The 12,362-nt window shown below is 71.6% G+C and carries 13 protein-coding genes and 1 pseudogene; 1 reads left to right on the plus strand and 13 read right to left on the minus strand.

Annotated features, from left to right (window positions below):
• Nucleotides 1–5: 5 nt before the first annotated feature.
• The 5 genes and pseudogenes from ACWCRA_RS19055 to ACWCRA_RS19075 all read right to left on the minus strand — a co-directional run.
• A complete protein-coding gene (locus ACWCRA_RS19055) occupies nt 6–1,097 on the minus strand; it encodes a polyprenyl synthetase family protein (protein ID WP_351546057.1) in 1,092 nt (363 codons plus the stop codon).
• A complete protein-coding gene (gene ispG, locus ACWCRA_RS19060; RefSeq protein ID WP_351546054.1) occupies nt 1,094–2,257 on the minus strand; it encodes a flavodoxin-dependent (E)-4-hydroxy-3-methylbut-2-enyl-diphosphate synthase in 1,164 nt (387 codons plus the stop codon). Before ispG ends, ACWCRA_RS19055 begins: the two co-directional genes overlap by 4 nt.
• Nucleotides 2,244–4,115 carry a 1-deoxy-D-xylulose-5-phosphate synthase gene (locus ACWCRA_RS19065; RefSeq protein ID WP_451068113.1) on the minus strand — a complete coding sequence of 624 codons (1,872 nt, stop codon included), beginning with the start codon at nt 4,113–4,115 and terminating at the stop codon, nt 2,244–2,246. The genes ispG and ACWCRA_RS19065 overlap by 14 nt, the downstream gene beginning before the upstream one ends.
• 46 nt (nt 4,116–4,161) lie before the next feature.
• Nucleotides 4,162–4,578 (minus strand): hypothetical protein, encoded by a 417-nt coding sequence (locus tag ACWCRA_RS19070; RefSeq protein ID WP_451068157.1) that lies wholly within the window; start codon nt 4,576–4,578, stop codon nt 4,162–4,164.
• Between the two features lie 58 nt (nt 4,579–4,636).
• Nucleotides 4,637–5,434, minus strand: a pseudogene (locus tag ACWCRA_RS19075) (4-hydroxy-3-methylbut-2-enyl diphosphate reductase); the annotation flags it as partial.
• 228 nt (nt 5,435–5,662) lie between these two features.
• On the opposite strand from ACWCRA_RS19075, the gene ACWCRA_RS19080 reads away from it, so the two are divergent.
• Nucleotides 5,663–7,006 carry a hypothetical protein gene (locus ACWCRA_RS19080; RefSeq protein ID WP_351546048.1) on the plus strand — a complete coding sequence of 448 codons (1,344 nt, stop codon included), beginning with the start codon at nt 5,663–5,665 and terminating at the stop codon, nt 7,004–7,006.
• Between the two features lie 583 nt (nt 7,007–7,589).
• Here the strand turns inward: ACWCRA_RS19080 and ACWCRA_RS19085 are convergent.
• The 8 genes from ACWCRA_RS19085 to ACWCRA_RS19120 all read right to left on the minus strand — a co-directional run bounded on the left by ACWCRA_RS19085 (nt 7,590) and on the right by ACWCRA_RS19120 (nt 12,314).
• Nucleotides 7,590–7,712 (minus strand): hypothetical protein, encoded by a 123-nt coding sequence (locus tag ACWCRA_RS19085; RefSeq protein WP_351546045.1) that lies wholly within the window; start codon nt 7,710–7,712, stop codon nt 7,590–7,592.
• On the minus strand, nt 7,709–7,903 hold the full coding sequence (locus tag ACWCRA_RS19090; RefSeq protein WP_451068114.1) for a hypothetical protein: 195 nt from the start codon (nt 7,901–7,903) through the stop codon (nt 7,709–7,711). The genes ACWCRA_RS19085 and ACWCRA_RS19090 overlap by 4 nt, the downstream gene beginning before the upstream one ends.
• 200 nt (nt 7,904–8,103) lie before the next feature.
• A complete protein-coding gene (locus ACWCRA_RS19095; RefSeq protein ID WP_451068115.1) occupies nt 8,104–8,757 on the minus strand; it encodes a hypothetical protein in 654 nt (217 codons plus the stop codon).
• A gap of 55 nt (nt 8,758–8,812) precedes the next feature.
• Nucleotides 8,813–9,958 (minus strand): methyltransferase domain-containing protein, encoded by a 1,146-nt coding sequence (locus tag ACWCRA_RS19100; protein ID WP_451068116.1) that lies wholly within the window; start codon nt 9,956–9,958, stop codon nt 8,813–8,815.
• Entirely contained in the window at nt 9,955–10,920 is a 966-nt protein-coding gene (tgmB, locus tag ACWCRA_RS19105; protein WP_451068117.1) for an ATP-grasp ribosomal peptide maturase, read from the minus strand. The genes ACWCRA_RS19100 and tgmB overlap by 4 nt, the downstream gene beginning before the upstream one ends.
• Before the next feature lie 34 nt (nt 10,921–10,954).
• Nucleotides 10,955–11,245 (minus strand): putative ATP-grasp-modified RiPP, encoded by a 291-nt coding sequence (gene tgmA / locus ACWCRA_RS19110; RefSeq protein ID WP_351546033.1) that lies wholly within the window; start codon nt 11,243–11,245, stop codon nt 10,955–10,957.
• A gap of 158 nt (nt 11,246–11,403) precedes the next feature.
• On the minus strand, nt 11,404–11,916 hold the full coding sequence (locus ACWCRA_RS19115) for a hypothetical protein (RefSeq protein ID WP_451068118.1): 513 nt from the start codon (nt 11,914–11,916) through the stop codon (nt 11,404–11,406).
• On the minus strand, nt 11,913–12,314 hold the full coding sequence (locus ACWCRA_RS19120) for an ATP-binding protein (RefSeq protein ID WP_351546028.1): 402 nt from the start codon (nt 12,312–12,314) through the stop codon (nt 11,913–11,915). The genes ACWCRA_RS19115 and ACWCRA_RS19120 overlap by 4 nt, the downstream gene beginning before the upstream one ends.
• Nucleotides 12,315–12,362 lie beyond the last annotated feature (48 nt).

The following is a 12,362-nucleotide window of genomic DNA, read 5'->3' on the forward strand; positions in this document are numbered from 1 at the left end:
ACGGCTCACTGCCGCCGCCTCACGGAACGATCGGCCAGGCACCGCAGGGCATCGATGGCGGCAGGCTCCACGGGAGCCGACTTCAGGCTCTCCAAGGCCAGCCCGTACCGCTCAGTGATCATCTCTTCGACCATCCGGTCGGCGCCAGTGGCGGCGATGATGTCCCGGGCAGCGCCGGCCTGGTCCTCGGTGAGCGTGGGAGACCCCAGCAACTCGCGGAGCCGATCCGTCTGGGACGGGGAGGCATGGAGCAGGGCGAGGCAGACCAGCACGGTGTGTTTACCGTCGCGGAGGTCGTCCAGCGCTGGTTTGCCCATGGTCGCGGGATTCCCGAAGACACCCAGGAGGTCGTCGCGGAGCTGGAATGCCTCCCCCACCGGGATCGCGAACGCGGACAGGGCTTCCAGAAGAGCCGGTTCGGCGCCGGCGAGGGCGGCTCCTATGTGCAGGGGACGCTCAATGGTGTACTTGGCGGTCTTGTAGCGGCAGACAGCCAGCGCCCGTCCCACATCCGCGTCGGGTGTTCCGGTGGTGGTGACATCGAGGTACTGGCCGTAAATGACCTCGCTCCGCATGGCGTCGATGAGTGGCAGGACGTCTGACAGTTGCCGTTCACTCAGGCCGGCGGTGTGCAGGAGTTCGTCGGACCAGAACAGTGCGAGGTCGCCGACGAGAACGGCGGCACTGTTGCCCAGGTGATCGGCCGCCGGTCCGGTGCGGCCGTGAGTGTGCTGTGCGGCCAGGGTCCGGTGGACGGTGGGCTTACCGCGGCGGGTGTCGGACCGGTCCATGAGGTCATCGTGGATGAGGCAGAACGCGTGGAACATCTCCAGCGCCGCCGCGGTCTGGAGGACGGGCCGGGGGCGGTGCTGTCCTCCGGCGACATGCCAGCCGGTGAGACAGAGCAGGGGCCGGAGCCTTTTGCCGCCGGCGGCCAGGAAGTCCCGCAGGGCCGCGTTCACCTCGACGGGCATGCTCTGTGCCGCCGCGGCTCGGGCCTTCGCGGTGAGGAAGCCATCGAGCAGGCGGTCGACTTCCGCACGGACTCGATCCGGACGGAGGGCCTGAGCATCGGCCGGGGTGGTGGTGGCGGTCATGAGGTGTTCCCGGCTGTCGTGGTCACAGATGGGCCGTGGTCGCCGGGTCCCTGGCCGGGCGCGTCGGTGAGGCGGAGGGCTTCGTCCAGGAGTGCTTCCACGATCCTGTGTTCGGGGACCGTGCGGAGGACTTGCCCCTGGCGGAAGATCTGGCCCTTGCCGTTGCCGCAGGAGACGCCGAGGTCGGCCTCGCGTGCTTCGCCGGGGCCGTTGACGACGCACCCCATGACGGCGATCCGCAGGGGGTGGGGGAAACCGTCGAAGGCGGCCTCCACCTTGTTGGCCAGGGTGTGGATGTCGACCTGGAGGCGTCCGCAGCCGGGGCAGGAGACGATCTCCAGCTTGCGCGGGCGCAGACCCAGTGAGGACAGGATGTGGCAGCCCGCCTTGACCTGTTCGACGGGTGGCGCGGAGAGGGAGACGCGGATGGTGTCGCCGACGCCTTCGGAGAGGAGGACACCGAGGGCGACGGCGGATTTGATGGACCCCTGGAAGGCGGGTCCGGCTTCGGTGACGCCGAGGTGGAGGGGGTAGTCGCAAGCGTCGGCGAGGAGCCGGTTGGCGGCGATCATCGTGGCGGGATCGTGGTGCTTGACCGCGATCTTCAGGTCCTGGAAGCCGTGTTCCTCGAAGAGGGAGCACTCCCAGAGAGCGGACTCCACAAGAGCTTGAGGTGTGGCTCTGCCGTGCTTGGCCAGGAGCCGGGGGTCCAGGGAGCCGGCGTTGACTCCGATCCGGATGGGCACGCCCGCCGCCGAGGCCGCCTTCGCGATCTCGCCCACCCGGTCGTCGAACTTGCGGATGTTGCCGGGGTTGACCCGTACGGCGGCGCAGCCGGCGTCGATGGCGGCGAAGACGTAGCGGGGCTGGAAGTGGATGTCGGCGATCACCGGCAGCTTGGAGCGGGCGACGATCCTGGGGAGGGCGTCGGCGTCGTCCTGGGAGGGGACGGCGACCCGGACGATGTCGCAGCCCGCCGCGGTGATCTCGGCGATCTGCTGGAGGGTGGCGTCGACGTCGGCGGTGAGCGTGGTGGTCATGGTCTGCACGGAGACCGGTGCGCCGCCGCCGACGACCACGCTCCCCACCTGGATGGGGCGGGTACGGCGGCGCACCGGAGTCGTCGGGACTGCGGGCAGCCCCAGGTCAGTGGTGGTCATCACGCCCCCTGGACGTCATCGCGAGAGCGGTGGCCGACCGCGCGGACCGTGGCCGGCGGTCGGGGTGGGCGGCGAGAACTGCCGCGACGATGCCGGGCCCGTCGAGACCGGCCTCGGTGAGCAGCGCGGCGCGCGGCCCCTGGGGGACGAAGGAGGTGGGCAGGCCGAGGGTGATCACCGGGGTGGGGATGTCCATGTCCTGGCACGCCTGGGCCAGGGCAGTGCCCATTCCGCCGGTGCGGAGCGCGTCCTCGACGGTCACCACCAGCCGGTGGCGGGCGGCGTGTGCGGGCAGGGCCGCGTTCACGGGCAGGACCCAGCGGGGGTCGGCGACGGTGACCCCCAGGCCCTGGTCCTCCAGGAGGGCGGCTGCCTCCAGCGCCGCCGAGGCCAGTGGACCCGCCGGGACGAGCAGCACGTCGAGTGGGCCGGAGCGGGTGCGGTGCAGGATGTCCAGGCCGTCCATCCGGGCCAGTGACGGGATCGGAGGACCGGCGGTGGCCTTCGGCAGCCGCAGCGCCGTCGGCCCGTCGTTCATGGCGACCGCCTCGCGGAGCTGCTCGGCCAACTGCACGGTGTCACGTGGTGCGGCGATCCGCAGGCCCGGCACCGCGGAGAGCATGCTCAGATCCCATATACCGTGGTGGGAGGGCCCGTCCGGGCCGGTGATCCCGGCCCGGTCCAGAACGAAGGTCACCGGCAGCCGGTGCAGCGCCACATCCATCAGCACCTGGTCGAACGCCCGGTTCAGAAACGTCGCGTAGATCGCCACCACGGGGTGCAGACCGCCCATCGCCAGACCGGCGGCGGAGGTGACCGCCTGCTGCTCGGCTATCCCGACATCGAAGACCCGGTCCGGGAACTTGTCCCGCATGGGGTGCAGACCGGTCGGCCGCAGCATCGAGGCGGTAATGGCGACCACATCGTCACGCTCGGCGGCCAGCGTCGCCAGCTCGCCTCCGAACACACTCGTCCACGATGCCCCGCCCGGAGTGCCGGGCCGACCGGTGACCGGGTCCACCACACCGACCGCGTGCAGACAGTCCGCCTCGTCCTGCTCGGCCGGCTCGTATCCCTTGCCCTTGACCGTCACTGTGTGCACCACCACCGGACGGCCCAGGTCGCGGGCCTGCCGAAGGGCCTCCTCGACGGCGGTGACGTCGTGGCCGTCCACCGGACCGAGGTAGGCGAACCCCAGTCCGGTGAAGACGTTCCCGTGCGGTCGCGCGCCGTCGGCCTCCCCCCGGAGGTTGGCCAGGTGGACGGCGAGAGCCCCCGTGGTGGGCTCGTAGGAGCGGCCGTTGTCGTTGACGACCACGACCACCGGCCGTTCGGGGGCGGCGCCGAGGTTGTTCAGCGCCTCCCAGGCCAGGCCGCCGGTCAGGGCGCCGTCCCCGATGACCGCCACCACGGCCCGGTCGGCACCGGACGAGAGTGCGCGAGCCTTCGCCAGCCCGTCGGCGTAGGCGAGGGCGGTGGAGGCGTGTGAGTTCTCCACCAGGTCGTGCGGCGATTCGGTACGGGACGGATAGCCGGACAGACCGGCCCGCTGACGCAGTCCGTCGAAGTCCCGCAAGCGACCGGTCAGCAGCTTGTGCACATACGCCTGATGGCCGATGTCGAAGATGATCGCGTCCCTGGGCGAGTCGAACACCCGGTGCAGCGCGATGGTCAGCTCGACCATCCCCAGATTCGGCCCCAGATGACCGCCGGTGGCGCACACCTTCTCCACCAGGAATGCCCTTATCTCCACGGCCAGCTCGCCCATATGTTCGCCGGGTACGGCCCGCAGGGCCGCCGGGGTGCCGGACTTCGCCAGCAGCGGGAAACGGGTGGTGTACGTGCTGGTGTCACTCATCGGTTCTTCCTCACTGCGGCAGGCGGTTCGAAGCAGGTGTACTCGGTCATGGTGATCCGTTCCCGCACGGTGAGCGGCCCCGGCCCGGCCAGTGCCGAGAGGGTGTCCTGAACCAGTGCGGGCGGGGCGGACGCGCCGTCGCTGAGCCCGACCGTGGCGCGTCGCGCAGCCAGTCCGGCCGGGTGCGGGAGCAGTCCCCGATCAGGTGGGCCGGGGTGCCCGGCTTGCGGGTCAGTTCCACGAGCGGCACCGAGCTGGAGGAATGCTCCGAGCCCAGGACCGGAACGAGGTCCGCCTGCGCGGTGACGGCCCGCAGGGCGTGCCGGCGGTTGGTGGTGACGCAGCAGATGGCCTCGGAGAGCAGGCCGCGCGCCTGGGGAGGGAAACGTTCCTTCAGCGCGGCGAGCGAGGCCTGCGTCAGGTACGTGATCTTCGACGGGTCCGGCGGGTCCAGACCGACGATGTCCCGCGCACTGCCGACGACCGCGGTGGCGTCGGGGGCCTCGCACGCGAGTGCCCTCGACCTCCTCGTCGCCCGCGTGCCCGATGAGCACGAAGCTGTTGCCGCGCTCGGCGTAACGGCGCGCCTCCGCGTGGACCTTTGTCAGCAGCGGGCACGTCGCATCGACCACCGTCAGGCTCCTGCGGGCCGCCTCCGCACGGACCCGCGGGGAGACACCGTGGCCGGAGAACACCACCAGGGACCCCTCGGGAACCTCGTCCGGTTCCTCCACGAAGGCCGTCCCGCGCTCCGTCAGACCGGCGATGACATGGGTGTTGTGGACGATCTGCTTCCGCACGAACACCGGTCGGTCACCGGGTCCGTGCCGCTGTTCGAGGAGAGCCTCGACGACGTCGATCGCGCGCTCCACCCCGGCGCAGAACGATCGGGGGGAGGCCAGCAGCACTGTCCTGGGACCCATGACATCGGCCCATGAGGCCACGGCCGTCCCCGCGGCTGCCCGCGAGCCCGTGTCGGAAGCCATCACGGCAACGCCAGTGGAGCCTTCCGAACCGAGGACTCCCGCTGCCGGGTGATCGCCCGGGGCGGGGCGGGCGACAGCAGCCGGGAAGGCGCTGTCCGCTCCCTCCCCCAACAGGCGGACCGGACCGGTGACGACCGAGTGGGCGGCGGAGACGAGTGTCCCCGCGATCATCGGAGCGGCAGGGCAGGCCATGACGCGCCCGTCAGGCCAGAGCAGTTCTTCGGCCACCAGCACATGACCGGCGGGCAGTGGCACCGCCGGGGCGGCTGCGTACCAGCGTACGGACGACCATGGCACGCGTCTCCACCTCGCTTTCCTACGTGAGACCGGCATCGGAGGACCGCATCCGGAGGTGAGCGTTACGGGAACAGGGGCCGATCCAGCGGTGTACCGGGATTGGGCGACCTGTCCGGGCGGGTACCTCCCTTGCTAGTACATCCGTCGATAATCAGACCGCGTAGGGGTTTTGGGGTGCGGCTGTGTTGCGTGTGCCGCATCTCTGCGCCTTTGTGAACGTGGTGTGCAGCCGGATCATTTCTGTCCAGAGGGAACGGAGGAGTGATGCCCTCTCAGCAACCGAACGCACGGCTCGCGCGACTTCTCGAGGAGGCGGAGTGGAACGCGGCCCTGCTCGCCCACGCCGTCTCCTCGGTCGCCTCCGAACGTGGTCACGTCCTGACGGTGAACCGCTCGACAGCGACACGCTGGCTCATGGGGACCCGTCCCCGTCCGCCCGCGTCCACCTACATCCTGGAGGCACTCTCCCGGCGCCTGGGCAGACCGCTGGCCGCCGCCGACGCCGGTCTGACCCGAGCCCCTGGCCGTATACCGGACTGGTCCTGGACGTCAGATCCCGTGGACTATCTGACCAGGCTCGCCCACAGCCAACTCGACCCCGACCGCGGACTGCTCCTCGGCGCCGACGTCTACAGCCTCGGGGCACTGTCGATCCCGGACTGGGAAGATCTGCGCGCGCAGACCATAACCCGCCGTGCCCGAGTCCTGGCCGGACGCCGTGTGGGCCACGCCGAAGTCGACGCGCTGACGCGCATGACCATCTTCTTCGCGGCTTCGACCGGCACCTTCGGCGGCGGTCACGCCCGCACCGCGCTCACCACCTACCTTGCCAACGACGTTGCCCCCTGGCTCCTCTCCAGTGCCAGCGAACCCGTGCACCGCCAACTCCTCACCCACACCGCCCAGCTCACCATCCTCCTGGGCAACATGTGCGCCGACGACAACGACACCGTCCTGGCCCAGCACTACCACCGCACAGCCACCCATCTGGCCGCCCGGGCCGAAGACCCCCACACCTACACCATCGCCATCCGCGCCCTCGCCTCCCAAGCACTGGAAATCGGCCACCGGCGGCCTTCCCTCGCTCTGACCGAACAGGCGGCTGCCACCGCGAAGCGCCACGCCTCGCCCCTGACTCAGTCCTTCACTCAGTCCCAGCTGGCCCTCGCCCACGCACGGGCCAACGACCGCCCCCGAGCCCTCCTCGCGCTGCACGACGCGGAAGTCCTCCACAGCCACGCGGACCAGAATCTCACCGACCCCTTCGACAACTACCCGACCGCGGCCCTGCACTACCAGCGCGCCCGGACACTGACCGCACTCAAGGACCATCAGGCAGCCGCCCGCGCCTACAGCGCCTCCCTGCGCGCCCGCGCCCCACAGGCACGCCGCGCCAGGGCACTGACCACCGCGCTCCTGGCCGAATCACAACTGTTCCAAGGAAACCTCGAAGAATCCCTCACCACCTGGAAACGCTTCCTCATCGACTACCCCGGTCTGCGCTCAACCCGCGCCAAGGCCTCCCTCACCACCATGCGCCAGGTACTGCGCCCCTACAGCGCGCACCCCGACGTGGCACTACTGACAGAGGAAGCCGCAGCCCTGTGAGCCACACCTCGCACGGCCACCGACGCGTCGGCAGCACGGCACGACAACGAGCGCAGGACACCGGGCCGGGGTGCATGGTCGCGAAGCGCGCGGTGCCGCGTGCGCCTGCGCCTGCGCCTGCGCCTGCGCCTGCGCCTGCGGGCAGGGTGCCGCACTGGCGCAGCAGCACTTCCATCTGGTCGCGGTCGGCCGGGTGCTCGTCCGCGCAGGCGCGGCGCCGCTGACGGCCGGTGGTGTGGACCAGGGCCCGCAGGACCTCGCGCTCGCGGGACCAGGCCGCCATCCACGGCACCGTCGTGGGACGGGCCGGACCGGACGGACAGAGCCCGGCAGGGGCATTCATGGGGATGTCGCCTTTCGCATGAAGGTGTGAGGGATGGGGCGGGGCCGGCCGCCGTGGCACGGGGGCGGCGGCCGGGCTCCCGGCCCCCGGCACAGGGGTGGGAGCGCCTTCCCGCCCGTTCACGGGCGGCTCCGGACTGGGCCGTGGCCGATCGGGGAAGGGAAGGCCCCGGGGTGGCCGTCTCCGCGGTCCCGGACGGGGGATTCACGGGACACGGAGACGGCCGGTCTCAGGGGTTCGTCACAGATGGGGTCCGAGGGTGAACGCGAGCCAGAGCACGATGCCCAGGACCACCAGGACCACGGGGAGGAGCCCGCAGCCTCCGGCGTCGGCGAACGCGCGAAGCCGCCGGCGCGCGGTCACGTCCCGTACCGTCCCGTGGCGGCCGGGGCGCCGCGCCGCACGAGGACCATGTCGGGGAACGGTGCCCGTTCCTCCGGGGGCCGCGGAACGGGCACCGGCCGGACCGGGGGCGCCGGGCGTTCCCGCGCGGCCGGCTGCTCCCGGCCGTGCGGGACGGTGCGGAGGGTCTGCGAGGCGGTGAAGCGTCTCATGAGCGTGCTCCCGCGACGGCCGTGGTCTGCTGCGGCCGGCGTGCGTGGTGGTCCCAGCACGGGTCGAGCGTCACCGTCCGGTGCGGTGCGGTGCTGGGCATCGGCTGCTGGTCCATCCTGTGGTCCCTGCGTGAGTGCGAATGGGTCGGTTGAGGCCCTTCACCGGGGAGGGGAGGAACCGTCCCCGGTGGCGCGGGGTTTCAGACCCCGTGCCGCCCGGCACGGGGCGGGGGGAAGGGCCAGGCGGTGTGTTCGGGCTGGTCGCGCCAGAGGGTGTGGCCGCCGCCGGGGGTCACCGTGAGGCCGTAGGCGCCGTGATCGGGGCGCCCGGCCCGGACCCATCGGGCGGTCAGATCCGCCCGGGTGTCCCACAGTGCGTGCGGCCCGCCCTCGGTGACCCGTACCCGGTTGTCGTCGTCGGGCAGTATCCGGGCCCAGGAACCGCTGTGCGGGTCGGCCAGACCGTGCATCTCCAGGCCGCCGTCGCGGCCGTCGGCGAAGGTCCGGGCACAGATGCCGGGCCGGCACAGGGTGACTTCGAGCGGGGCGGCGAGCACGAGGTCGGTGAAGAACCGCTGCCGCCCGGCAGCGGGGACCGGGAGTTCGACCGTACGGGTGCGGCCGGGGCCGTTCACCACGTAGGCCGTCAGCTCCCACAGCCGGGAGGTGAGGGAGTCCGGCGCGGGGAGGGACCGGGCCGCTCCCGGCGCGGGAGGCCGCAGGCGCCCCGTCACCGACTGACCGTCACCGGCGGGGATCAGGGGCAGAGCGCGGGCGTTGGGGACGATCCACACGGACCGCAGCCCTCCGGAGCCGGTGACGAGGCCGGGGGCGAGTAAATCGGAGGCGTGCACGGTGTCCTTCGGAGGGTGACGGGGTGACGGAACCCGGGCGGAGCGGGGTGTGGGCTCAGGTGGTCCAGCGGCCGGGTGCGGGGCCTTCGCGATACAGGGTGTGGGTGCCGTCGTCGGTGACGGTGAGGCGGTAGTGGTCCGGGCCGGGGCTTCCCGAGCGGAGCCACCGGACTGTCAGGGGCGCCCGCTCGGCGTACAGGTCCCTCGGGCCGGCGATGGTGACCTGGGCGCGGCCCGGCCGCAGGGGCACGATGCGCGCCCAGGAGCCGGTGTCCGGGTGCCGCATGCAGTACGCGACGAGCCGGTCGGCATCCGGTTCGGCGAACTCCACCGTCTGCACGTCGTCCTGGTAGAGGGCGACCTCGGGCACCGGGCCGGTCATGAGCGCGTCGTAGAAGGCGTCCATCTGATGGGCGGCAACCGGCAGATCCACCTCCGCACTGTGCTGGCCTGCGCCGTTGAGGAGATGGCCGGAGTGGTCGGCGACGCGGGGCGTGCGGCTCCGTGCGCTGGACCTGGCGATCATGAAGGCGGCGGGCTCGGGCAGGAACCGGCCGGTCGCCGTACCCTCCGGGGTCACGGTCAGGTGCGCGATGCCGCCCAGGACGTTCGTGACGATCACCCCGCCGGGCCGGACCTGCCGTACCCACTCGGCGGGGACGCGGTGCACGCCGCAGGTCGCCAGAATGCCTCCGTAGGGAGCCCGGAGGCCGCACGCGTCCCTGCCGTCACCGGTGACGATGGTCGGCTTGTAGTCCAGGGTCCACAGCCGTTCGCGCGCCGTCCGGGTCAGGATGGGGTCGATGTCCATGCTCACCACGGCCTGTGCGCCGAAGCGGTGGCACAGCAGCGCGGTGTTGTATCCGGTGCCGGTCCCGATCTCCAGGACCGGGCCGGCCCCGGCGGTGAACGCCTCCAGCATCCGGGCCATCAGCGATGGCTGGCTGGAGCTGCTGATGGCGCTCCCGCCGGTGTCCCAGCGGGTGATCAGCGAGGTGTCGCTGTAGACCCTCTCGTAGAAGTCGGGCGATGTCTCGTCGACCGAGGCGAGCCCCTGGTCGGTGCGGATCTGGAAGGCGGGGACGAAGACTTCGCGGGGCACGCTGGCGAACGCCTCGACCCACGGGGGTGTGGACAGGGCCTCGGCGTGCCGGAGGTCACCGGTCAGGCGGGCGCGTGCCTGCTCGGATGTCAAGGTCACGGTGCTTTTCCTTCGAGGAGATCGGCCAGGGCGTGGGTGATGGGGGACAGCAGGTCCGGGACGAACGCGTACTGCCCGTTGGGGTTGACATCGACGAGGAACCAGGAGCCCCCGGCGTCGACGAGGAAGTCGAGCGCCACGTAGTTCAGGGCGAAGGTGTTCATCAGCGCGCGGACACCGGCCGCGACCGGCGCCGGCACCGGGCAGATGCGGTAGGTGAGGGAGCCGTAGTCGCGGCGGAAGTCGATCCGGGATTCCGGTGAGCCGGCGTGGATCTCGCTCGCGAAGACGCGGGACCCCACCGCGGTCAGCCGCACCTCGAAGGCTTTGTCGATCCACTCCTGGAACAGGTGCGCGGTCCGCGCCACAGCGTCGGTGATGTCATCGGGGGCCACCCGGCTGGTCCACACCGCGACCGTCTCGCCGTCCGCGCCGACGGGCCCGGCGTTTCCCAGGGGCTTGTACGCGGCCGTCCCCGTCGGCAGGGACCGCACGAACTCCCGCGCCGTCTCCGGCTCGTTGGTGACGACCGTCCGGGGGACGGCGAGCCCGCAGCGCCGCGCGGCGGCCAGCGCGAGCGGCTGGCAGTCGGCCGCCGCGTTGCGGAAGGGGTGGTTGACCCAGACACAGCGCAGCGAGGCGAGAATGCCCCCGAACCCGGCGCGCGCCTCGGCATCGGCCCACCGGGCGTCCGGCCCGGCGAGTCGGGGGTGCAGGCGGAACGGGCCGGGGCGGCGGTAGTAGACCGCCCTGACATCCTCCAGCCGCAGGTCCCGGTACTGGCCGCGGACGTCGCCCTGCCAGTCGTCCGCGCCGGCGCCGATGGCTGCGCTGAATCCCAGACTCTCCGGGAACGCGCCCGGATCGAGCCGGTGCACCGGTATCCGGCGACCGTTGAGTTCGTCGATCACCAGGTCGGCGGTCGCTTCCAGCTCCGGCCGGGTCAGCACCAGGACCGTCACAGCATCACAGCCTCTCCGCCCCGAAGGGCCCCTGCTAGTCCGTGTCCTTCGCGGTGTCCGTGGTCAGCTGCATGTCCTCGCGCGTCTGGGACCGGGACCAGATCTCGGACCCCATGGACGGGGCATGGATGAACGGCTCCCCGGTGCCATCCACCGTGATCTGCCGCACAGGGCACAACGACAGCCCGCCCTTCCCGGGCACCTTCTCCAGGGAGACCGGCACACGAAGGGCGGTCGTGAGGCCGAAAGGCCGCACCCGGCCGGCCGTGGCGGGCCCGGTGTGCTGCGCGGAGCCGGAAAGTACGGGTGGTGCGAGCGTGCTCATCTGCGATCTCCTGTCAGTCGATGGTGCTGCTCACCGCCCCGGTTCTGGGGCGGGGTCTTCACCGGGTGGTTCTGGCCCACGCGCGCGGGCGCGGGGGTTTGGGTGCTTCCCGGCGGAAGTCGGTGGGGCCGTGCCCGCCTGCGGGCGGGCACGGAGTCTCAGGCGGCCTCCCGGCTCAGCAGCGCGGGCATCGCGGTGCGCGGGGAGGGCACGGGCCGGTGGTGATGGAGGACGTGGCGGAGGTTCAGGGGCCCGACCCGCACGTCCGGAGTGAAGGGCCGCAGCCAGTACCGGCCCGGCCACCGAGGAGGCAGACGGTGACTCTGCGGCGGGACCGCGAGTCGGCCCGGAGCCCCCAGACACAGCGCGTAGGGGTGCGGCTCCCACCGCGCCCGCGTCCCCGGCGGGACGAGCCAGTACAGCCACGGCTCGGCCGTGTCCGCGATGACCGGCCCACAGGTGTGCGGAGCCAGCGCCTCGATCGCGCCCACCGCCGCGTGCCCCGCAGCCCCCGCCGCGGTGATCACCACATCGAACAGGCCACCGAGCCGGATCGCCCGGGGACGGACGACACGGTGGGAGGGCCGCCGGCGCGCGGTCAGCAGTGAGCGCAGACGCTCCACCGCCTCATCGCCGGTGGCCACACGGAGGAGCGCGGTGGAGGAGATCACTGGTCGTTCCCGGGCTTGGCCAGGACACACCAGACACCGGTCCGGTCAGCGGTCAGACCCCAGTGGGCCGCGATCGCCTCGACGATGCACAGGCCTCGGCCGCTCTCCGCGAGAACGTCGTCAGCCTCCGGCCTGTCCGCGGGGAGTGTCACCGCGGAGCCGTCTCCCACCTCGATCCGAAGACAGGGATCGCACCACCACATCCGCACCCCGACCGTATGTCCCCGGCCGTACCGGAAGGAGTTCGTGACCAGTTCGGTCACCGCCAATTGCGCCAAGGAGGTGAACGAGCCGAGGCCGCTGTGGACAAGACGTGCCCGCACGATCCTCCGTACCTGCCCGGCACGCCGTCCGTCCTTGTCGGAAAGAGGCTGGCCGGGCCCTGTGGTACGGACCATGCGGAGGGAACAGAGACGTTCACCCGGAAGGTCCGGCGGTTCGGCACT

The organism is Streptomyces sp. NPDC001889 (genome assembly GCF_053594535.1).